General features: G+C 58.1%; 20 protein-coding genes and 6 pseudogenes. 12 read left to right on the plus strand and 14 right to left on the minus strand.

Annotation, left to right across the window (positions count from 1 at the left end):
• Window positions 1–14 precede the first annotated feature (14 nt).
• Entirely contained in the window at window positions 15–392 is a 378-nt protein-coding gene (locus NL528_RS45535; protein WP_309185604.1) for a DUF983 domain-containing protein, read from the plus strand.
• A gap of 132 nt (window positions 393–524) precedes the next feature.
• On the plus strand, window positions 525–1,109 hold the full coding sequence (locus NL528_RS45540; RefSeq protein WP_309185606.1) for a hypothetical protein: 585 nt from the start codon (window positions 525–527) through the stop codon (window positions 1,107–1,109).
• Between the two features lie 230 nt (window positions 1,110–1,339).
• Here the strand turns inward: NL528_RS45540 and NL528_RS45545 are convergent, their stop codons facing one another.
• The 6 genes and pseudogenes from NL528_RS45545 to NL528_RS45570 form a co-directional block, all read right to left on the minus strand.
• Complete coding sequence (locus NL528_RS45545; RefSeq protein ID WP_375144130.1) at window positions 1,340–1,711, minus strand: malic enzyme-like NAD(P)-binding protein; 372 nt, start codon at window positions 1,709–1,711, stop codon at window positions 1,340–1,342.
• Window positions 1,695–1,808 (minus strand): annotated as a pseudogene (locus NL528_RS47445) (malic enzyme-like NAD(P)-binding protein); the annotation flags it as partial. The pseudogene NL528_RS47445 and the gene NL528_RS45545, both read right to left, overlap by 17 nt.
• A gap of 63 nt (window positions 1,809–1,871) precedes the next feature.
• Complete coding sequence (locus NL528_RS45555) at window positions 1,872–2,267, minus strand: DUF983 domain-containing protein (protein ID WP_309185609.1); 396 nt, start codon at window positions 2,265–2,267, stop codon at window positions 1,872–1,874.
• 56 nt (window positions 2,268–2,323) lie between these two features.
• Entirely contained in the window at window positions 2,324–3,202 is an 879-nt protein-coding gene (locus NL528_RS45560; RefSeq protein WP_309185788.1) for an SMP-30/gluconolactonase/LRE family protein, read from the minus strand.
• Between the two features lie 169 nt (window positions 3,203–3,371).
• Window positions 3,372–4,436 carry an IS630 family transposase gene (locus NL528_RS45565; protein WP_309185789.1) on the minus strand — a complete coding sequence of 355 codons (1,065 nt, stop codon included), beginning with the start codon at window positions 4,434–4,436 and terminating at the stop codon, window positions 3,372–3,374.
• Between the two features lie 41 nt (window positions 4,437–4,477).
• Window positions 4,478–4,687: pseudogene (locus NL528_RS45570) on the minus strand (helix-turn-helix domain-containing protein); the annotation flags it as partial.
• A gap of 820 nt (window positions 4,688–5,507) precedes the next feature.
• Here NL528_RS45570 and NL528_RS45575 point away from each other — a divergent pair.
• From NL528_RS45575 to NL528_RS45585, 3 genes and pseudogenes are all read left to right on the plus strand, one after another.
• Window positions 5,508–5,906, plus strand: a pseudogene (locus tag NL528_RS45575) (beta-ketoacyl-ACP synthase); the annotation flags it as partial.
• A 111-nt stretch (window positions 5,907–6,017) separates the two neighbouring features.
• Window positions 6,018–6,395, plus strand: a complete 378-nt coding sequence (locus NL528_RS45580) for a response regulator (protein WP_309185790.1) — start codon at window positions 6,018–6,020, stop codon at window positions 6,393–6,395.
• A gap of 1,073 nt (window positions 6,396–7,468) precedes the next feature.
• Window positions 7,469–7,615 carry a hypothetical protein gene (locus tag NL528_RS45585; protein ID WP_309185791.1) on the plus strand — a complete coding sequence of 49 codons (147 nt, stop codon included), beginning with the start codon at window positions 7,469–7,471 and terminating at the stop codon, window positions 7,613–7,615.
• Between the two features lie 96 nt (window positions 7,616–7,711).
• On the opposite strand, the pseudogene NL528_RS45590 reads toward NL528_RS45585, so the two are convergent.
• Window positions 7,712–8,274 (minus strand): annotated as a pseudogene (locus tag NL528_RS45590) (IS5 family transposase); the annotation flags it as partial.
• 58 nt (window positions 8,275–8,332) lie between these two features.
• Here NL528_RS45590 and NL528_RS45595 point away from each other — a divergent pair.
• The 4 genes and pseudogenes from NL528_RS45595 to NL528_RS45610 all read left to right on the plus strand — a co-directional run.
• Window positions 8,333–8,551: pseudogene (locus NL528_RS45595) on the plus strand (transposase); the annotation flags it as partial.
• 170 nt (window positions 8,552–8,721) lie between these two features.
• Entirely contained in the window at window positions 8,722–9,141 is a 420-nt protein-coding gene (locus NL528_RS45600) for an SDR family oxidoreductase (protein ID WP_309185863.1), read from the plus strand.
• Window positions 9,093–9,293, plus strand: a complete 201-nt coding sequence (locus NL528_RS45605) for a hypothetical protein (RefSeq protein WP_309185865.1) — start codon at window positions 9,093–9,095, stop codon at window positions 9,291–9,293. Before NL528_RS45600 ends, NL528_RS45605 begins: the two co-directional genes overlap by 49 nt.
• Window positions 9,218–9,775, plus strand: a complete 558-nt coding sequence (locus tag NL528_RS45610) for a sugar O-acetyltransferase (protein WP_309185792.1) — start codon at window positions 9,218–9,220, stop codon at window positions 9,773–9,775. The genes NL528_RS45605 and NL528_RS45610 overlap by 76 nt, the downstream gene beginning before the upstream one ends.
• A gap of 202 nt (window positions 9,776–9,977) precedes the next feature.
• Here the strand turns inward: NL528_RS45610 and NL528_RS45615 are convergent, their stop codons facing one another.
• Window positions 9,978–10,196, minus strand: coding sequence for a hypothetical protein (locus NL528_RS45615; RefSeq protein ID WP_309185794.1), 219 nt, complete (start codon window positions 10,194–10,196; stop codon window positions 9,978–9,980).
• Between the two features lie 312 nt (window positions 10,197–10,508).
• Here NL528_RS45615 and NL528_RS45620 point away from each other — a divergent pair, with 312 nt between their 5' ends.
• Entirely contained in the window at window positions 10,509–11,729 is a 1,221-nt protein-coding gene (locus NL528_RS45620) for an IS701 family transposase (RefSeq protein ID WP_309185795.1), read from the plus strand.
• Between the two features lie 552 nt (window positions 11,730–12,281).
• Here NL528_RS45620 and NL528_RS45625 read toward each other — a convergent pair.
• Both NL528_RS45625 and NL528_RS45630 read right to left on the minus strand, forming a co-directional pair.
• A complete protein-coding gene (locus tag NL528_RS45625; protein WP_309185797.1) occupies window positions 12,282–13,106 on the minus strand; it encodes a universal stress protein in 825 nt (274 codons plus the stop codon).
• A 316-nt stretch (window positions 13,107–13,422) separates the two neighbouring features.
• Complete coding sequence (locus tag NL528_RS45630; protein WP_309185798.1) at window positions 13,423–13,683, minus strand: SPW repeat protein; 261 nt, start codon at window positions 13,681–13,683, stop codon at window positions 13,423–13,425.
• 466 nt (window positions 13,684–14,149) lie between these two features.
• On the opposite strand from NL528_RS45630, the gene NL528_RS45635 reads away from it, so the two are divergent.
• Window positions 14,150–15,303 (plus strand): IS3 family transposase gene (locus NL528_RS45635; RefSeq protein WP_309177055.1). Its coding sequence is split into 2 segments (ribosomal slippage): window positions 14,150–14,408 and window positions 14,408–15,303, totalling 1,155 coding nucleotides; the frame shifts between segments, so codons are not numbered across the junction.
• Window positions 15,304–16,142: 839 nt separating this feature from the next.
• Here NL528_RS45635 and NL528_RS45640 read toward each other — a convergent pair.
• The 3 genes and pseudogenes from NL528_RS45640 to NL528_RS45650 form a co-directional block, all read right to left on the minus strand.
• Window positions 16,143–16,550 (minus strand): annotated as a pseudogene (locus NL528_RS45640) (acetyl-coenzyme A synthetase); the annotation flags it as partial.
• Window positions 16,551–16,567: 17 nt separating this feature from the next.
• Window positions 16,568–17,251 (minus strand): integrase core domain-containing protein, encoded by a 684-nt coding sequence (locus NL528_RS45645; protein WP_309185799.1) that lies wholly within the window; start codon window positions 17,249–17,251, stop codon window positions 16,568–16,570.
• Between the two features lie 381 nt (window positions 17,252–17,632).
• The gene (locus NL528_RS45650) at window positions 17,633–17,866 is read right to left on the minus strand and encodes a hypothetical protein (RefSeq protein ID WP_309185801.1); all 234 of its coding nucleotides are present in this window, start codon (window positions 17,864–17,866) and stop codon (window positions 17,633–17,635) included.
• Window positions 17,867–18,118: 252 nt separating this feature from the next.
• Here NL528_RS45650 and NL528_RS45655 point away from each other — a divergent pair, with 252 nt between their 5' ends.
• The gene (locus NL528_RS45655) at window positions 18,119–18,991 is read left to right on the plus strand and encodes an ABC transporter substrate-binding protein (RefSeq protein ID WP_309185803.1); all 873 of its coding nucleotides are present in this window, start codon (window positions 18,119–18,121) and stop codon (window positions 18,989–18,991) included.
• 385 nt (window positions 18,992–19,376) lie between these two features.
• On the opposite strand, the gene NL528_RS45660 is transcribed toward NL528_RS45655, so the two are convergent.
• Window positions 19,377–19,595 (minus strand): hypothetical protein, encoded by a 219-nt coding sequence (locus NL528_RS45660; protein ID WP_309185804.1) that lies wholly within the window; start codon window positions 19,593–19,595, stop codon window positions 19,377–19,379.
• Window positions 19,596–20,101 lie beyond the last annotated feature (506 nt).

Consider the following 20,101-nt stretch of genomic DNA (forward strand, 5'->3'; position numbering starts at 1 on the left):
CCAGGACCAACCGAATGTCCGTAAGCGATTCGCATCTGCCCATACGCGTCTGGCCGGCGATCGTTCGCGCGGTATCCGGAAGGTGTCCCGCGTGCGGCGGCGGCAAGTTCTTCAAAAGCTATTTGCATCAGGTCGACAGGTGCTCGGTGTGCGGTGAAAGCTTCGGTCAAATCCATGCTGACGATGGGCCGGCGTGGTTGACCATCGGCATCGTGGGTCACGTCGTGGTGCCTATGGCCTTGTTTACCGAAACGAATTTTCAGTGGCCGCTTTTGGTAAGCATGCCGGTATGGCCGTTGACGGCTTTTGCCATGACGATGACCATACTGCCACGGGCGAAGGCTCTATTCATTGCGGCAATCTGGGCAATGAAGGCTCCCGGCTTCGAATGAGGCGGTAGAGGACTGTCGCGTGGGATACTTGCCGGCAAGGTGAACATCGAGCAAAGGCTCGCTTGAACCTCTGCTTCGTAGTATCATCCGCCCCGTCGCTACCGAACGAGCGCACCCTAAGGTCCATCCGACATGGGCGAAACCAAGGAAACCAAGCAGGAAACCTCCCTGATTCCATTTCCGCGGCTCGCTGCGGCGTATCTCCTTTTTTTCTGCCTTGAATGCGTGTTGGCCGTCGAAGTCAGGTCCGTCGCTTTTTTCTCGGACAGCATCGTGTTCCTTGAAGGGGCTTCCGTGAGCGTCCTGATGTGGCCGAGGCTGAATTGGAGCCTGCCGAGCCGCGAAGCATTTGCCCGTTTCTCAAGAACCATGATTCTCGTCCCGGCGTGTTTCATGTTCTGGATGATCGCGGCGAACTATTACGGTGCCGAAGTTCCTTCTGCAGCACCAATGGCTACGATTGGAGCCGTGCTCCTGCTTACTAATATCGCTTGCCTGATGATGCTGAGACGAGGCATGTCCGTGCACCCGGCGGATTCGAGTTCGAACGTTCGAAGTCATGCGATCATGAACGCTGCGATCATTCTGGCCGCATTTCTGACGTGGGGATCCGGGACGATGTGGCCGGACGTCCTGGTCGGCCTGGGGATTTTATACATGAACGCGGACGCGGGGGAGCATGTTGAGCTCGCGGCGCTGACGCCCGAGGCCGCATGACAGACGATCACTTGGATGCAATCCGGCGAAATCGATCCCTTGCCGATGAACTGGAATTTACGTCTCGATTTAGCAGCGGTCTCAGCGAGAACGCGCATACGACGCATGTGCCGGCGTCCACATTTTGTCATCGATCCTGCGCGCAAGCGCAGCCTCGCCAACGTCGGGAGCGAGTCCTTCTTCGATGGCTGTCAATCCAACCGCTCTCGCAACCTGGAAGGCGACATTTCTTAAAGGGCCGAAACAGGCGGCAAAATGTTTCCATCCGAAAGCTTTGTCCTCAGGGAGATTTCCGCGAGGGCTTTGGCGGCAGCCATGAACATGGCGTCACTTATCCGCGTTGCCTTGGATGCTATGGCCCCGAGGCCGCCACCGGGAGAAATGTAAGAATTGTTCACCTGGTCAGTCCGGAACGGCCGGCAGTCCCGCGTCATTGGCGGAAACGGGCTGCCCACCCCAATAACGCCACGTCCGTCGGTCCAGGCGAGAATATCGGCTGGCGCCGCCTCGCTGCAAGAAGTCGGATTTCGACAGTGGAAAAATGACCGGCCGCCGAGCTCCCGCCGCCATTTTGCGGACGACGTCCTCGTTGAAGGCTCCACGTTGCCCCGAAACGCCGATCAAGACGTTGGGCCGCGCGTTAGCAACCGTTTCCAGGAGACCAGTACTGCCGTCATTCGCAATTACCGAGCCCACCATATCAGCAGCGAATTTAGCGAACGACGGCCGTTGAATCGAATGGCGGTCCGAAACATAGATGGGTTATTCTTTAACTCGCGGGATGAGTTTCGCTTGCGATGCCTTGTGATGATACTGCAGCGAGATAAGCAGGCTTTTCAGCCCTCGTAGCGGCCAAAGCGTCACGATCAGGATCAGCGGGAGCCAGAGCGCCGCGTGGACCCAGTACGGCGGCTGATACTTGACCTCAGTTATGAGGGCCGCGCCGACGACGATGGCGCCGGCGATCATGATGACGAATATGGCGGGACCGTCGCCGGCATCCGCAAAGGTGAAATCGAGGCCGCACGATTCGCAATCGGGTTTCAGCGTCAGGAATCCGTCAAAGAGCTTTCCCTTGCCGCAGCGCGGGCAGCGGCACAACAACCCCGTGAGATAGGGCGAAGGACCGATTGCCGGCAATTGCTTTTCTGTGACCATCGTATTGGCCTTTGCGCCGTTCGGACGGCGGCAAATGCCGACGTCGGTTCGGAACGCTAATGAGGGGCGATCTCCGCGAGCCGTATGGAACTCGCGGCTCCCGGAACATCGACAAACGTCGTCTCAACGCGTGCCGTCTGTTGGCGATTGGGATAATCCCCTAGATCGGCAGCGACCGTCAGACAAAAGAGCGTTCGGCCGTCCCGCCCGCCCAATTGACACGCGACCGCCTGGCGGCCCGGTACGTGGACGCGATGCGTAACGCGTCCACCTTGCAGCACACGGACAAACAGCGGCTGTCGGGCGGCGGCCGCCCAGACCGCTCCCTCCGAGTCCGCGCAGATGCCGACCGGGCTCATCCTTTCGAAATTTGCGAACACCCTTCGATGCAGCAGCGCGCCGTCGTTCCCGATCTGGAAAGCGAGGACCCGATTGCCGAGCGTCTCCGCGACCAGCACTTCATGAGTGCTTGTGATCGCCAGTCCGTTCGGATGAGCCATATTCTCGGCAACCGACCGGATCTTGCCGTCCGGCGTCGCCAGGAGGACCCGGGCCGACGCGAAGCAGTCCGGACCCGCCGCGTCGGCATCGAATGAAGTCACGTAGGCGTTTCCATCCCGGGCGACAGCCATGTCCCTCAGATATCCGACCGCAGCGTCAGCCAGGTCGGCATGGATCGTCGCCTTCGCGCCGCGCAAGTTCAGTATCAACCTCTGGGTCATCGAGGCGACCAGCAAGTCGCCGTCGGGCAAGAAGCCGAGACCGAACGGCCGGCTGGGCACGTCGGCGACGACCGTGACCTTGCCGTCCAGATCAATGCGGTAAACCGTTCCGGCGCGCGGGTCGGACACCCACAAGGCGCCCATGTGCCATCTCGGCGCTTTAAGGCGCCAAAATCCGCTTGCGAGCACAGTAGTCTTCGCCGTTTTCAACATCTTCGATCGGGTTGTCCCGTTGTTGCGTCAGCCGCAGCCCGCAATTATCGAACGCGTTCCAAGGTCCGCGGCGATGATGGCTTGGGCTGTTTTATGTTCTTCATCTTCGGCTTCGAGACGTGCTCCCTCAGCCGGACACCGCGACCGCCAGCCGTGCTAGTACCCGGAATCAGAGCTGAGTGATACGGCGGCCTTTGAAACGGCGTTGACGGACCTTTTTCTTGGTCCAGACGAAGGGCTCTGCTCTGTCATTGTACGCGCCGACGTAGGCATCGATGTGTTCCTGAAGCTGCTTGAGGCTTGTGAAGGAGGTGCCGCTAAGCGACTGCCCCTGCAGGATCGAAAACCATACCTCGACCTGATTGAGCCAGGACGCACTTGTCGGCGTGAAATGAAATTGCACGTTGGGATGGGCCTTGAGCCAGTCCTCGTTCTTCTTGTGGGTGTTGAGGTTGTCGAGGATGACGTGAAGCTGGCGGTTCGGAAAGGCCGCGGTAACGCTGTTCATGAAGTCGAGAAACTCGACGCGGCGACGTCGTTTTGAATGGGCCGCAATGATCTTTCCGGTGGCGACTTCGAGCGCCGCAAACAATGTTGTGGTGCCATGCCGCTTGTAATCGTGGCTCTGGCCGGTCAAGGCGCGGCCATTGGGCAGCTTCAGATAGCCCTGCGCTCGCTCCAAAGCCTGGATCGAGGGCTTCTCGTCCACGCATAGCACAATGGCCTTCGCGGGCGGGGCGACGTAGAGGCCAACAACATCGGCGGCTTTGGCCGTAAAGTTCGGGTCGTTGCTCTCACACCAGGACTTGCGAGCCGCGAGGTCAATCTTGTGACTGCGCAGGAACCGCCAGACATATTGGACGTCAACATCGCCCAGCGCCTCGGCCAGCAGAGGTCCGGTCCAGCGTGCAAACCCTTGCGGGGGCGGCTTATCCAGCAGCTTCAGAATCCGCTTGTCGGTCGTCTTCGTATAGATCGGCTGCTTGCCCGGTCGCGGCTTGTCTTGCAGCCCTTCAAGGCCATGATCGGCATAGCGATGCCGCCAAAGGCTGACAATCCGCGGCTGGACCCCAACTTCCTTGGCGATCGACCGGGTGCTGCGCCCGACCGCCGCCAACAGAACTATCCGTGCTCGCTTCAAATCGCGCTGCAATGTCATCGGTGAGCGACAACACGCCTCAAGCACCTTGCGATCTTTCTTCGAAAGGCGGACTTCTCTTGCTTCGGGTATCATCCCGACCTTGAATCACGACTCACGATCTAAGAAAAGTGGGTACTAGGCACGCCTGGATTGATGAGTTCGATCCCCGCGTTCTCCAGAGCCGAAACCAGTTTCATCAGAGAATCTACATTGCCGCGGATGACGCCGTCGCTCGCTTCCATGCGCTGAATAGTCGGCACGGAGAGGTCCGCCAATTCGGCCGTCTGCCGCTGATCGATGTTCAGGAGCGCGCGGGCGGCCCTGAGTTGATTGGCGGTAATCATGAGTGGGCGGCCTCCGGTGCGATGTGCACACGATATATCTACACCCTGCGAATTATTGTTTCAAGCATCAATTTACATGCACGAGATATCAATACACGCTAATTTGGCTCGGGAGCTAGGCGGTATCACGGCAACGATGCTGAGCCGACGCCGAATCGTCCCACCCGCGCGCCAAACATTAGCAGCAAGCGCCGAATTGATTTGCGCCCTGCACGTTACATGATAAGAGATGTTTTACACATGTTTTCTAATGTTTTGCTCTTTTATGGTGTCGACTGTGCGATTGTTGGAACGTTATCAGGGTAGGAACGGGCAGATCGAGATCGTCGAGTGCTCTTGGGACGGTACGCGCGTGTACTTTGAAGAAGGCGTTCGACAAAGCCAGGCGACGCCCGACGGCGAAAGCGTGTTCACCTACGTCAAGATCATGGACGAGCTCCTATCACGCTCCGAACACATCCTCGTCCTGGGCTGCGGGGGCGGGAATCTCGCGACACGGCTTTCGCGTCTCGGGAAGCGACTGACCATCGTCGACATTAACCCGATCAGTTTCGTCCTCGCGCACAGATACTTCGATCTCCCGGATGACCTGCCCTGCATCGTTTCCGACTTTCGTAAATTCGTGTTCGATGACCGCGCATACTACGACGGCATTGCAATCGACGTAGGCGGGCCGGGATTCAGGTTCGCGGAAGAATTCGATGCAGAGACCTGCGACGCCATCCGTGCCCGGCTGGCACCGGGCGGCCGGATCGTAATGAATGTGATGGTGTCGAACGACATTGATCCGACACCTGACCGAATCGCGGCCATCGCGGATTGCATGCGCAATGCGCTGACCGACGCCAGCATGACGTGCAACCAGATCGACTACATCAACGCGCACGGAACCAGCACGCCTGAAAACGACAAGATGGAATACGTCGGCACCGCTGCCGTGTTCGGCGATCATGCACGCAAAATTCCGGTCTCATCCAACAAGTCGATGATCGGGCATACCCTTTCGGCCGCGGGCATCATCGAAGCGGTTTTCACCTTCCTGACGCTTGAGCACCAACGCATCCCACCGACAATCAACTACGACATTCCGGATCCCGCAATCCCGTTCGACGTCGTGCCGCACAAGGCAAGGGATGCGCGCGTCGCAACGGGGATGTCGAATTCGTTCGGGTTTGGCGGCCAAAATGTCTCGCTCATCATGAGGCGGGCAGTGACCTGACCTGAATCGAAAAAAATATTGGCCGCGGCCAAATCGAGCGCTTGCCGCCATTATTTGTTGGCTTAACCATGAAAGCATCAGGTAGTTATGCTCTTGCCCCAACCCCTTCTGGTGTCCACGGTTCTGGTGGTCGAAGACGATGAGGTATTGCGCATGTGCGCAGCAGAAGTCGTCGCCGACGCCGGTTTTAGCCCGGTCGAAGCGGCGAATGCCGACGAAGCGTTTGCGATATTGGAAAGCCGCTCGGACATTGCGCTGCTTTTAACGGACATCCAGATGCCCGGCAGCATGGACGGCTTAGACCTTGCCCGAACCGTCCATGATCGATGGCCGGCCATCAAGATCATTCTGGTGTCGGGACGAGTGGAACTGTCTGAGCGCGAAAGACCCATCAACAGCCGCTTCTTCCAGAAGCCGTTTGCGATCGGAAGAAATATGCTCCGTCGTACTGAAATTGCCAGCCCCGGTGCGAACTGCATTGTGGCATGAATTGCGTCGCAATTTGATTCCGGGAATCTACGGAAATGGAACCGGAACTTCGGTTAACTTGCCCGCGCCGATCTACATTAAGGCGTCCGAGATCATTACGCACCTCGCGTTCTACATAGGCTGGGCGAACGCAATGGATGGTTCAAGAAGACGTTGCGCGAATGGGAGAGGGAGAAGATGGGGGGTGAGCGATCCCAAACGTGCAAACAGAATGCGCGACTGGTCGGGAAAGATCTGCAATCCAGACATTCCGCTTTAGCGGCCGCCGCCCCTCGGCACGCGACGCCGTTTGGGCGGGGGACCGGCTGCCGGCTTCTCGCCAGTCCTGTAGCTAGTGGTCGGCCTTGTCTACTAGTCTTAGCCATTCCGCAGCCATCTCTCGCAGAATGCCCCGGGATTCCGGATCACTTGTTTGTCTCGCCAATTTCACGCAATGCTCGGCGTAGCCGACGTATTCATGTCGTTTTTCAATTGTCGGAATTGCCATAAATAACCTCGCTAGATCTCGTGGTAACAAGCTCCAAGTAAGTCCCCTCAGAACCACGCTTAAGATTTCACGGGCGCGAATGCCACCTTGGTCATGTCGTTGTGGAAAATCGAATTCGTGAGCCCATTGTCCCAAAGTATCTTGACGGCACTCCAATTGTTTTCGACCACCTTGCCCCGATCAGCCTTGCGGCCTTCCCAATAGACATACTCGCCAACCTTCAAGAGTCTGGATCGATCGCCACTTATTACAATTGCACCATGATATGTATTTGAGACGAGCTTTCGCCGGGCTTGTGAAGATAACGCGCGCGTCATGTAACGCGCGGCGCGCAACAATCTCCAGTTGCCCTAAAGTCGCTCGTCCGCTCCGCGCGCAATTGATCAGTCGTTCAGCAATAAATTTCCGGTCTTCGTGTCGACCGCCATGCGGTAGCTCACCGCACACACGTTCAAGCACTATGTCCATGTTGGCGATGGTACGCTCGTTGAATTCGCTCATGGTGTGGCCCTCCAGCCTTGAGCAGTTCCAGCATATCCCGTTTCGGCCTGGCGGGTAGGCTCGGTGCGGTGCGTCAAGCCCGAATTTGGCGCTGTCGCCGCGCCTCCTTGTCGATCAACTCTTGCTCGGTAACGACGCCCTTGCCGACCACCGGGCGATGGATTTTGCGCGCTTCGTCCGGATCGCCATTGCGAGGATAGACGCGCAAGAACTCGTCAAACCGATTCGGTGATGATCGCTTGGGTTTCGGTTTCAGTGGTGGTGCTGGTCGTTTCGGTGATCTTGGTCTCTCGACCTCGGCCAACAGGTCTTTAGAGTCTGTCCGGGATCATGCTGTTTTTTGACAGAGCTTTCTGAGCATGAGGCGGATTGAGGCAAGGCGCAAGAACGCCAAGGCCTTTCGGTTGAGGCACTCCCAATCCTTGGCCAAGCGGCGGCAGCGATTGAGCCAGGCGATGGTGCGCTCGACGATCCATCGCTTGGGCAAGACCGCAAAGCCCTTTGCTGTATCGGAACGCTTGACGATTTCCACGTCGATTTGCCGGAGGATTTTGCGAACGGCGGACTGAAAGATCGGCCCCTGGTAGCCGCCGTCGGCATAGAGCTTCAGCAGGAATGGATGCAGGCCAAACAGAGTGGCCATCACCAACACCCCGCCGTCTCGATCCTGGATGTCCGCCGAATGTACAAGGGCGTGGAGCAATAAGCCCTGGGTATCGACTAGGATGTGGCGCTTCTTGCCCTTGATCTTCTTTCCCGCATCGTAGCCATGCGGGTCAATCCACGCCCCCCTTTTTCCGCGCTCTTGACGCTTTGACTGTCGATGATGGCGGCGCTCGGGCTGGGTTCTCGGTTGGCCAACTCCCGACATTGTACATAGAGCGCGTGATGGTGGACGAAAGAGAACCGCGGTCGTTACGACCGCAGCCGGCTACGCTATCCCAGCGATTTGACCGATGAGGAATGGGCGTTTGTGGAGCCGCTGATTGCGTCAGCCAAGCGAGGCGGCAACAAGCGCACGGTGGATGTGCGTGAAGTGGTCAATGGTCTGATGTATGTGCTGAGCAGCGGTTGCCAATGGCGAGCGATCCCGAAGGATCTGCCGCCGCGCAGCACGGTGCACGGTTATTTTGACTTGTGGACTTGGGACGGCACGCTCGATCGCATCCTGCGGCCATTTCGGTTTCTTATAGCCGACAAGCTGCCTGCAGTGCGGCTAAGCTGACCTCTTGTGCAGTTCATTGAGATGAAATCATCTCTTGCAATCCTTCTATCACCTGCTTCACATCGGCGCTCCTTCAGATTCGGACCGCCTCCCTTGAATCACAAATGATTCCGATGATTCAACATGTTTTCGGACAGACACTTAGGGGTAACGTCGAAGGCATTTTCACGCTGTGCAGTCTTGTTGTGCCAAACATGGCGGCACGCGGCCAGGGGCGAATTTTCAACGCCGCGTCTTGGTTCGGTAAAATTGGTAAGGCGCAGTACAGCGCTCATTGCGCATCTAAATTCGCAGTCATCGGGCTCGCGCAGTCGCTGGCTGCAGAACTCGCCCCTTCAGGCGTAACGGTAAATGCAGTCTGCCCGGGCACGATCGTAGATACCGGGATGCGACTGGCCGACAAGCGATCACGCGAGTTGGGCTCCGCACCGCAAAGGAGCGCGAAGCCGAAATCCCACTCGGACGCGTTGGCCTGCCGGACGACATCGCCAAGGTCGTCGCATTTTTGCCTTCAGAGGAAGCCGACTATATGACGGGTCAAGCAATCAACGTAACCATTGATGTACTCCCGACAGATTGGCCTCAGGGGATAGAAGTGGGAGTTATTTCATGCGGACTGAGAAAGAGAAGATGTTGGCCGGGGAGCTGTACGACGCCAACTCACACGAAATTCAGGCGGACCTAGCGGCCACGCATAAGTGGCTCGCGCGATACAATGCTTCTCTCGATATGCCCTCCTCTGAGCGACAAAAGCTGCTGCTAAAGCGCTTCGCCGCCGTCGGAGAAGGTGCGGTGATTCGGCCGCCTTTCCATTGCGACTACGGCTTCAATATCCAACTCGGTGCAGGCGTGTTCATTAACTTCAATTGTGTGATCCTCGATGTCGTAGAGGTCACGATCGGAGACCGAACACAGATCGGACCGGGTGTTCAGGTCTTGACAGCCGACCATCCGCGCGGTGCGACAGAACGAGCTTCCGGCCTTGAATTTGGCCGCCCAATCCGCATTGGGCGCAATGTCTGGATCGGAGGCGGCGCAATCATTCTGCCAGGTATTTCCATTGGTGATGACGCGTTGATCAGCGCAGGCAGCGTGGTCACACGCAATGTGCCTCCAGAGGCTACCGCGTTCGGCAATCCAGCTCGCGTGCGAACCTCACATGTTTGACGCATCCTGCGCCTCACAGGGCAGGAGGAACTCGTCTTGAGCACCAGACGGACCTCTTAGTTAGCCCGAGCCGATCGAGGCGCAGGATATGCGCTTGAGATGGGAGAACAGCACAGGCGCTCTCGACGCCGCTATCGCCAAGATCGACTCAACGTCATCTTGACATATCTCGCGCCGAATACGGGCATCGTCAATTTGGCACCTACGCGATGGCAACAATCGAGAGTACAACCAGCAGTTGGCGGTAATGCCCGTGGCGTGCGTGCACTGCGTTATGCGCGACGTGCAGTAGCAATACTTTAGAGAGTTCGCTGGCCGCCTGCCCCGGCATCGACTTATTTCGCTCCACCCACCAGTCGAAAACGGACGACGGAATCGCTTTGTGATCTGCTGCCCCGCGCCATATCAGTTTAGAAGGCATTTCCCTCCGTCTGTCTGATTGTCCCTCTCTCCACCACCCCTCCACTCGCCTACCCGCCAGCCTCTCCAGATTCCCTCTGCGCTCTTCGCAGGGAACCATCCTCTCAGGACGGGAGGAGTCGGATGAGAGGTCCAGACCTGACCGCGACACCAATATTCGCGATGACGAGCGCCCGGAGGACAGGAAGTTTCAGGTGCGGTTGGCGCACAACCGCGCGCTGTGCATTTCCAGTTCGCGTCCCGAACTTGGAAGAACTCACAGTACTAGCATTACAGTTGCCTTTTATGAAGCTTTCTGAATCCATGGGCAACCATGATTCGAAGATCGTGGACGCAGACAGCGTCGATTGAGGAGAGGCTTGCGTTATGGGCGGCGTCGCTTTGGGAGGTTAAGAAGCGGATACGTCCGTTGTTCGGGCAAGAACGTGTTGCGAGGAACGCAGGCCTGTTTCTGGAAGGTCTGCTCGGTGATGAGCAACGCAAGACCGGTTGGATGCGCGCGGAGGCAGCCGGAGATCCTGGTCCCTGGCGGCAACAGGCGATCCTGGGTTGCAGGGATTGGGATGCCGATGCCCTGCGTGATATCGTCCGTGACTATGTCGTCGAGCATTTAGCGGATGACGATGCGGTGCTGGTGATCGACGAGACCGGTTTTCTCAAGCAGGGCAAGGCGTCGTGCGGAGTGGCGCGGCAATACACTGGTTCGGCCGGGAAGATTACGAACTGCCAGATCGGCGTGTTCGCCACCTACGTTTCGCGTCATGGTCATGCGTTCATCGATCGCGCGTTGTATCTTCCGAAGGAATGGACCGACGATCCGGATCGTCTGGAAGCCGTATATGTGCCTGCCGATGTCGGGTTTGCGACCAAACCAAAGCTCGCGACCGGAATGATCGCACGCGCGATAGCCGCGTCTGTACCATTCAAGTGGGTTGCCGGCGACACCGTCTACGGTGTTGGCGACATCGAACAGCAACTGCGTCGGGCAGGTAAAGGCTACGTGCTCGGGGTCAGCAGTGCTCATGTATTTCGATCCTGGGGCAAGCGATCGCCGGTCTCCGGTACGGCCGTAGACATCGCCCGGACGCGGCGCTCATCCGACTGGAAGCGCCTGTGGGCGGGAGCCGGAACCAAAGGACCGCGGCTGCACGATTGGTGTTATCTCGAATTGGCCGATCTTGAGGCCGAGCAATTCAACAGTGCCAATGATGGTTTGTGGACGCGCGGCCTACTGATCCGTCGTCGCATCGCCGATGATGACCTCGCCTTCTTCACCACCTGGTGCCCCGCGGGAACATCAATTGAAACGCTGGTCGCGGTCGAAGGCCACCGGTGGGCGATCGAGGACAGTTTTGAGACCGCCAAAAACGAGTTCGGGCTCGATCACAACGAGAGCAGATCCTGGCATGGCTGGCATCGCCACGTGTCCATGGTGATGCTTGCTTTCGCCATGATGGCCGCGGTCCGACATCGCGCCAATCCGTCGCCGCCCAAAAAAACGAAACGCCGCCGCCCGGCAAAAGCCCGGGTATAACCATGCCGCCACTGATCCGTTGGTCAATCCAGGAAATCCGCCGCATCGCCATCAGGCTCGCTCGAAAGCGAATACGACCCGCGCACGTCATCGCATGGTCACTCTGGCGCAGGGCTCACCAGGCGGTCGCTCAGCGTGCGCATCTCAAAGCAAAACGGCAACTGTAATGCTAGTTGTTTAGTCCCGGCATTTTCTGGAGCGGATTGAGTTTGAATCGTTCTGGCTTGTGTTTCGGCGTGTTTGGATGCCGGTCCGGGGTCCCAATCCAACGCCGATTGACAGTCGTGCCGACGATCTCATTTCGTCTGCTCTATGGCCTATTGATCATGACGCATGGTCGACGACAGAGTTATGGTTTGGCGTCACAGCGCATCCGACCGCGGAATGGATCGCAAATCAGGTCACGGAAGCTTATGGCTGGGACCAAGCTCCCGCTATCTCATCCGTGATCTGGATGGGCCTATGGCGAGATCTTCATCCGAAGACTTCGATCAATGGGCATTCGTGATCGGCCGACGTCGCCGTGCTCCCCATGGCAAAACGGATATCCGATTAGTGCGACATCAATGTCGGTTTGGTCATCGAGGCAAGCATACCACGTGTCGTCCCGCCAAGAATAAATTCCCGCAGCCGGGAATGCCCGTACCCGCCCATGACAATGAGATCGGGATCTGTATCGGCTGCATATGACAGGATTGCATTTGAAACATCGATCTTGCTGACGGGAAGGCGCTCAATCGTGACGTCTACTCCGTGACGGGTCAGATGGGCCGCGATATCCGCACCCGGAAGGTCGGCGCTTTTGGCGCTCTGAATGTCCGCAACAACAATACTCGCCTTGCCGGAGCGGGTAAGAAACGGCATGGCATCGCCGACCGCTCGCGCGGCTGCCCGGCTGCCGTCCCAGCACACCATGATATGATCGAGTTTGAGGCTATCTTTCTGAATAAAAGGAACGATGAGCACCGGTCTACCGGATTCGAACAGCGCCGCCTCAATGACGATATTTTTGGTCGGATGATCCCTGCCGCTTTCAAATTGGCCAATGACGGAAAGATCGAATCGTCTTGCGATATGCGCAAACTGGGTTGGTACGTCGCCAATACCAGCTTCAATCCTGCGCGTTTCGCCTGAAACGCCGACGCGACGGGTCGCCTCGTCAAACGCGGCGGCCACGGACGCTGCGCGTTCTTGAGCTTCTGCTTGCTGGGCTCGGCTAAAGTTAGCCGACAAGCCAACGCCACCGCCCATTACCGGGTAGGCAAAGGCGGTCCCCACGATGTGCGCGCCGAATGTTTCCGCAACCGATAAGGCGTAATTGGAAACGCCATCTTGCGATGTCCCGTAAGACAGGTTGACAAGAATATCTTTGATCATGCGTCTGCCTCCAGTTAGGTGATGCGTATCTACCAGTTCCCATCTTTATCCCGGCGGGCCATTCCCGTGTCCCGGGACCGGCGTGCCTATTCGAGTAAAAAGGGGCAAACGGGTCCACGCTGCACGCTCTCGAGACACTCCTCATTCGGCCGTCACCAGATGACGGTCAGGCTGAGGCTTCAAGCAACTACCCTTCCCATCAGGTCATCCGGCGACCGGGTAATGCCGGCGATCGTGCCACCAGTTGATGAAATCGCGATCGGTCATCATTTCCCAGGCGGCAAACAAGATCACCAATATTCCGGACGCCACGCTGTTACCGTAGCCAATACCGACTCGTAGCCGACTGTCCAAGGTGCAACCAGGAGAGCCAGACCGAAGAGAAGCTCTCCCCACTCCTCCAGATAGGACGGAATGACAAATCGACAAATCCCTCTACGGCAAACAGAATGACGAACAACCCAAGCACGATGGTTACCCAAGTAGCCGCCCCGGCGAAGCCCAGGACGAACGGCGACATAACCAGCCACACGCCCAGCAGCAGGCTGGCGATGTCTTGCCAATGTTGAATGCGCATGATGCTCACCTCCCTCCCTTTTCGTTATATATAGTAATAGTTTTCGGCGCCCGAGTGCCAGCTTTCACTGGCTCTGCGTTGCTGCCTTTGCTCGCTGCCTCACAGAGTAGGATTTGCCTGTCATCCCGGTTCAGGCTCCAACTTCGCGGTCGGAGCAAATTGCCCCTCAAACTCTCGCGTGCGGGTCCTTCTCAATGCATCTGCGCTAGGGGCAGTAGGCACAGCTCTGGATCAATCACGACAAGGCGCAGCGCGACAGCCTAAAGGTGGCGCCCGGCTTCTACGACTAAGGCTCACCGGATTACAAATGTCGGTAGTGTCTCAGTTTGAAAATGATCCGTCTTGACGGTCGGCTTCTGCCTCCAAATTCGTGCTATGCTTAGCGCAAAGCAGAAGTTGGGAGGGGTGAGCTGCACCCGGTTCCGAGGACACCGAGTTAGGTGTTTTATGGAGCAGGAGGTGTGTCATGGAGAGACGGCAGTTTACGCGAGAGTTCAAGCTTGAGGCTGTACGCCTGATCAAGGAGCGCGGCGTGTCGTATGCGCAGGCGTCAGCAGACCTTGGCGTTCATCCAACGCAGTTGCGCAATTGGGTGAAGCAGCTGGCGGACGATCCGCAGCATGCATTCCCCGGCCAGGGCCAGATGAAGCCGGAGCAGTTGGAGATCGCGCAGCTCAAGCGCGAGGTCGCCAAGCTGAGAGCCGAACGGGACATCCTAAAAAAAGCCGCGGCCTACTTCGCGAAGGAATCAACATGAAGTTCGCCTTCATCGCGAAGCACCGGGGGATCTGGCCGGCGGAATGGTTGTGCGGGGCGCTCGGTGTCTCGCGGGGTGGGTTCTATGCCTGGCTGACACGGCCGCGCAGCCAACGCAGCCGGAGCGATGAGGAGTTGGGCGCGAAGGTTCGCGCCAGTTTCCTCGCCAGCGATCGAACCTATGGCGCGAGGCGAGTGTGGCACGACATGTTGGCGGAAGGCGGGTTGTGTGGACTGCATCGGATCGAGCGTTTGATGCGGCTACAGGCTCTCAAAGCCCGTCCACGACGGCGGCGACTGCCGCCCGATCTGGGTGAGCGGCAGGTCGCCGCCGTCGCTCCCAACGTGCTCGACCGCAGCTTCGATGCGTCCGCTCCCAACCGCAAATGGATCGCTGACTTCACGTACGTGTGGACAGCGGAGGGTTGGCTCTATGTTGCCGCTGTCGTCGATCTCTTCTCCCGCCGTGTGGTTGGTTGGTCGATGAACGCAGCGATGACGGCCCAGCTCGTCACTGACGCCCTGGTGATGGCGATCTGGCGACGGGGCAAACCGGACGCGCTCTTGCATCATTCCGATCGCGGCAGCCAATACACCAGCGAACAGTTCCAGCGGCTGATGGCCGATCACGGCGTCGTCTGCTCGATGAGCCGGTCAGGCAACGTCTGGGATAACGCGGCGATGGAGAGCTTCTTCTCGTCATTGAAGACCGAGCGGACTACGCGCAGAGTGTACCGAACGAGGGATGACGCCAAGGCTGACGTCTTCGATTATATTGAGCGCTTCTACAATCCGAAACGCCGGCACTCGACGATCGGATATTTGAGCCCTATGGAGTTCGAGCAGCAGGCTGGATTAGCTTAAGCAGGTGTCAACAGAACCGGGTGCAGCTCAGGAGCCATGAAAAAGGTCTTGGAGGACGCAAAGCGACTGCATGACGAAAGCGTGCGGCGACTTGCTGGCTTACAGTCTGGAAAAGTTGAACCCGCAGAGGGTTACACCAAAGAGGAGGTTATTGAGGCCCTAAAGAAAGATATCGCCGAAACTAGCAAGATACTTGAGCGACATAGCCGGAGAGACGATGCCAAGAGGGCCTAAAGGCGAGAAGCGACCCGCCGACGTGATCGGCAACGCTGTCCATGTCAGGCGATTGGCGACGGGCGAGATTGAGGAAGGCGCCCCCACCGGATGACGGGAAAGACGCGCGAAGACGAAACTCACCACAGACTCACCAGCGAATTATCTGTGCCAGCGTGTGATCAGCGCCTTAGCTCTGGCGAGAGGCGCCCACGCATGTTTCTACGTGTGCTGTCCATGGCTCACGGGGGTTACGAAGCAGAAGGTCGACCACGTTGTTTCGCTCTCTCCGCGTCTCGCGGAACTTGCGCTATTGTGGCTGATATCCCTCGATGTGCATCAGCAGATCTTCTTCCAACCCAGCTTTTCCGCTCTTTGAGCCGCTTAACTTCCTTTTCGAGACCATCGAGGCGCTCGATGACCTCGCGATACTCGTCACAAAGCGCGTCGAAGCTTGCGTCTGTCGCCACTAGCTGGCGAACGGTCTCTTCATTCTCCGAGAACCTCGCCAGCAATGATCGGATGCGTTCGACCATTTCGTCGGTCCTCCATCTTTCCAGGATAATTGATTGCTTCCCCTTGCTCCGTATGATCCTCTTCTCAGGACAACATTTTACGACCTCGGCCTAGGTCTTGATCTTTCGGATTTCATCGACGACTTCAGGATTGGCCAACGTCGAGATGTCGCCGGCATCCTCGTTGTTCGAAATCGCCCCGAGGACGCGGCGCATGATCTCGCCGGAACGCGTCTTTGGCATGTCGGGGACGATCACGACACGGCGCGGGGGGGCAATCGACCCTATCTCGCGGATCACGGAGTCCTCCACTCGTTTGCGGATGTCCTCGCTTGGGGCGAGCCCGGGCTTTAACGATACGTACAGGTCAGGGACCTTGCCTTTGATTTCATCTCGCGCGGGGACTACTGCGGCCTCGGCGATCTCCTCAACCAGCAGACTGGCGGACTCGATCTCCTTGGTTCCGAGCCTATGCCCGGCGACGTTGATGACGTCGTCGATTCGACCCAGGATGCGATAGTTGTGGCTACCGCAAATCAAATCCGGGCATATTGGTGGTGCAGTCCGCCCAGGATCGGGCAAACGATAATACGTCCGGCTGTCTCGGCGCCGCGAGGGACCGGGGCATCCTTGTTCAATGACAAATGAGTCCGCGTGGCGTTGTAGTAATCTTTGTACGACAGCAGAACATGGCGCAGATGGCGTTCGCCAAATATCACGATGTGATCAATGCATTCTCTGCGGATTGAACCGATCAGCCGTTCAGCATATGCATTTTGCCAGGGTGAGCGAGGAGATGTCGGGCGGTCTCGAATGCCGATCGACCGAACCCGGCGGGCATAAATCTCGCCATAAGCTCGATCTCGATCCCTAATCAGGTAACGAGGGATCTGCTCCCAGCCAAAGGCCTGAGTGAGCTGATTGGCGATCCATTCGGCCGTCGGATGTGCGGTGACCCCAAACCACAGGATCTGCCGCCGGCCGTGGCCCATGATCAGCAATCCATAGAGCAGCCGAAATGAGATCGTCGGCACGACGAACAGATCCATCGCCGCGATGCCGTCGGAATGATTGCGGAGGAATGTCTTCCAGCCTTGGGACGGCGGGCCCCTCCTCCGCGCCATATACTTGGCCACGCTGGTCTGGCCGACATCGATGCCGAGCTTGAGAAGCTCACCGTGGATTCTCGGCGCCCCCCACAACGGGTTGGCGATGCTCATTTCGCGGATCAGCCGGCGAATTTCCAACGACATCGTTGGTCGCCCGCAGCGGCGTCGCGATTTCCAGCGCCAATACAATCTGAAACCGGCGCGGTGCCAGCGGATCACGGTATCGGGTCGGACAATTGCAAGTGTATCATACATTTCGGGAAACAGCCTGCAGACGCCTCCCAATATCAGCCTGTCAATCGACCGAAATGGAAGCCTCTTGGGATTGGCACGCCGCAGCACATTGATTTGCTGCCTCAGCACCACAATCTCTGCCTCGAGCGTTGCGCGCGACCGTAGCAGATCGATCACCGTCCCAAAGATCAGTTTGCACAAATCTAACATCGAGCGGCAGCATCGCCCGATTCTCGATCAACCGCCAGCGGATTGGATTTACGATAGGGACAGCCATTCGAAGCGCTCAACCAGCCGCCTGGCTTCGACGGCGGGAAAGGCTTGGTAGAGTGAAGCCTTGCTGTGGACGCTGAGATTGTCCTGGACCAGCACGATGGTGCTGGCGCTCGCGAAGTGGATGTCAGCCAAATCTTTCAGAACCTGAGCATAATCGACGGCGGCATGGCGATCCGTGACTTCGACACGACGCCAGACATCACTCGGAATCGGCATGATGTCGCAGTTTGACCCACAAGAGACATCGGCGCATTCCGTGGATGGGCGACGCCCGCTATCCGCCCTTTTAGCGCAGTCGTCTAAGCGCTACGATGCCACCTGCTGAAGCTTGGGGGGGCGGACATGAGGCGGCGGGATTTTGTGGTGGGGGCAGTATCGTTTGCTGCCGTAACGCGTGTCGCGGCGCAGCCTGTCGTCAACAGCCGGCGTTTGGCCATTGTCAATATATCGGCGGTTTAGCATTCGCTGATGCGTGAGGACAGCAACAGCTACTACCGGGTATTTTTTGCCGAACTTCGGCGTCTCGGGCAGATCGAAGGACAAAACCTTACAGTTGAGCGCTACGGAAGGGAACAATACCTGTCAGACGCAGCCGCACTGGCTGCGCAGGTAGTCCGCAGCAATCCGGATGTCATTTACATCATCGATCCCTCCGCTTCGTATTTCAAGCACGAGACCTCGAAAATCCCGATTGTCACCATAACGAACGATCCCGTCGCGGCCGGTTTCGCTGAGAGCCTGGCTCGCCCCGGCGGCAACATCACCGGTGTTAGTGCCGACCCTGGCCCGTCGATTCACGGCAAACGCATCGCGCTGTTGCGTGAAATGTTTCCGTCGACGTCGAAACTGGCCTGCATCGCCCCGCGAGTTACGTGGGAACGTTTGGCGGGCGCTCCGGTGCGCGCCGCTGCTGACGCCGCGGGGATTGCTCTCGTCAGCGTGCCGATCGAACTACCCGCCAGCGCAACAACCTATCGCAACGCCGTCGCACAGGCCTCCCGCGATGGCGCGGATGCGATCATGGTGCTGGATAGCCCAGATGCGTTGGCGAACCGCGCCTCGATCGCTGAGTCACTCGCAGACGCGCGTATTCCGGCTATTCATGCATTTGCTGAAGCCGTCGATGCCGGCGGCCTGATGGCTTACTCCTTCGACTTAAGGGAGTTGATCAAGCGGATGGCCGGCGACGTCGACGCCATCCTGCGTGGCGCCAATCCCGCTGACATCCCCTTTTATCAGGTTTCCAAATTCGAATTGTCGATCAACCTCAAAACCGCCAAGGCGCTCGGGCTCGCCGTGCCGGCGACGCTGCTGGCCACCGCCGACAAGGTGGTTGAGTAAAGTCTCCACGTCCGTTCATGGCCCATCGCGTCATTTCATGTGCGCGCAATAATCAGGTCGCTTTCAGGTCGAAGCGGACATCAGATGGCAGTCGGGACCGGCTGGCTCTGTCGAGAATGACCCAAAGCCGCCCTTATCAACGGGCGCCGGGCCTTCGATACGGACTACCGATTGCCGATCTTGGTGCGGCCAGCCATGTTTGACAGGGTCAAAGGGTTGCGCGATCAATCACCGTGTTGTGGCCATGTGCAATTCGCCATCGCCCGCTCTGATTTGTCAGAATGAACGACAAGCGGTTTTCGGCCTCGGGACGACGGACGCGGATGGCGGCGAGACCGGCGCGCACCGCTCGCGCGGCGTCGCCCTCATGCGCGCGCGGCCATTCTCATTTAGAACGCGAATGGAATATGGAGCTTGGGCTGAAGCGCTTCGCCCAGCTCCAGGCACTGTTCGGCGCCTTGTGAGATAGCCCCAGAAGACGAACTTGCGGAAACGATCGCCTTGAAGACGAGTTCGAGCTGGCGATCATTTCGATCAGAGGAGAATTGCGCCCCTGATCGCAAACGCACCGCCGGCGCAACGGGCTCATCGCCTCGTCGGTCATGGGATACTCCTATCTTGAGTGAAGGTTGCGAACCCCTCATCTCAAGACAGGACGCTCCGCAGCGCCATCGGGGTGTCCGGATCCGCCGCAGCAAGCTATCGCGCGAGAGGTATAGTCCTGAGACCCCAACGAGAGATAGGCACACAGTGACCTTGTCCGGAATCAAAATCCGGCCTTTCCGAGAGCCTGTCTTCGTCGTACAATGCGTCCCCTCGAAAGCTCGGGGTGAACACGAGGCGGCGCGAATTCCTCGGCGCGCAATGGCGGCGTGTTCCGTGCCGCTGATGTTGAGGCGATCTGCAGGGCCGTTGTCCGGCCAAACATGCGGTTCGTGGAGATGAAGACGCCTGAACAGCAAGTCTGCCTGATGCTCCATCGCACGCATCATCTCTTCGTCCGTCAGCAGACTGCGGTGATCGATTCGATCTGATCGCATCTTGCCGAGTTTTGCATTGTAGCACGGGTCGGACGTATCAACCGCTTGGTAAACGGGAAAGTAGCGATCT

Origin of the sequence: Bradyrhizobium sp. Ash2021 (genome assembly GCF_031202265.1) — a bacterium.
GTDB lineage: Bacteria > Pseudomonadota > Alphaproteobacteria > Rhizobiales > Xanthobacteraceae > Bradyrhizobium.

What these genes read in the sequence shown, in the direction of transcription:
- NL528_RS45535 (WP_309185604.1), top strand. Translation starts at nt 15, where the DNA reads ATGTCCGTAAGCGATTCGCATCTGCCCATACGCGTCTGGCCGGCGATC.
- NL528_RS45540 (WP_309185606.1), top strand. Translation starts at nt 525, where the DNA reads ATGGGCGAAACCAAGGAAACCAAGCAGGAAACCTCCCTGATTCCATTT.
- NL528_RS45555 (WP_309185609.1), bottom strand. Translation starts at nt 2,267, where the DNA reads ATGGTCACAGAAAAGCAATTGCCGGCAATCGGTCCTTCGCCCTATCTC.
- NL528_RS45560 (WP_309185788.1), bottom strand. Translation starts at nt 3,202, where the DNA reads ATGTTGAAAACGGCGAAGACTACTGTGCTCGCAAGCGGATTTTGGCGC.
- NL528_RS45565 (WP_309185789.1), bottom strand. Translation starts at nt 4,436, where the DNA reads ATGATACCCGAAGCAAGAGAAGTCCGCCTTTCGAAGAAAGATCGCAAG.
- NL528_RS45600 (WP_309185863.1), top strand. Translation starts at nt 8,722, where the DNA reads ATGATTCAACATGTTTTCGGACAGACACTTAGGGGTAACGTCGAAGGC.
- NL528_RS45610 (WP_309185792.1), top strand. Translation starts at nt 9,218, where the DNA reads ATGCGGACTGAGAAAGAGAAGATGTTGGCCGGGGAGCTGTACGACGCC.
- NL528_RS45615 (WP_309185794.1), bottom strand. Translation starts at nt 10,196, where the DNA reads ATGCCTTCTAAACTGATATGGCGCGGGGCAGCAGATCACAAAGCGATT.
- NL528_RS45620 (WP_309185795.1), top strand. Translation starts at nt 10,509, where the DNA reads ATGATTCGAAGATCGTGGACGCAGACAGCGTCGATTGAGGAGAGGCTT.
- NL528_RS45625 (WP_309185797.1), bottom strand. Translation starts at nt 13,106, where the DNA reads ATGATCAAAGATATTCTTGTCAACCTGTCTTACGGGACATCGCAAGAT.
- NL528_RS45630 (WP_309185798.1), bottom strand. Translation starts at nt 13,683, where the DNA reads ATGCGCATTCAACATTGGCAAGACATCGCCAGCCTGCTGCTGGGCGTG.
- NL528_RS45645 (WP_309185799.1), bottom strand. Translation starts at nt 17,251, where the DNA reads ATGAGCATCGCCAACCCGTTGTGGGGGGCGCCGAGAATCCACGGTGAG.
- NL528_RS45650 (WP_309185801.1), bottom strand. Translation starts at nt 17,866, where the DNA reads ATGCCGATTCCGAGTGATGTCTGGCGTCGTGTCGAAGTCACGGATCGC.
- NL528_RS45655 (WP_309185803.1), top strand. Translation starts at nt 18,119, where the DNA reads ATGCGTGAGGACAGCAACAGCTACTACCGGGTATTTTTTGCCGAACTT.
- NL528_RS45660 (WP_309185804.1), bottom strand. Translation starts at nt 19,595, where the DNA reads ATGACCGACGAGGCGATGAGCCCGTTGCGCCGGCGGTGCGTTTGCGAT.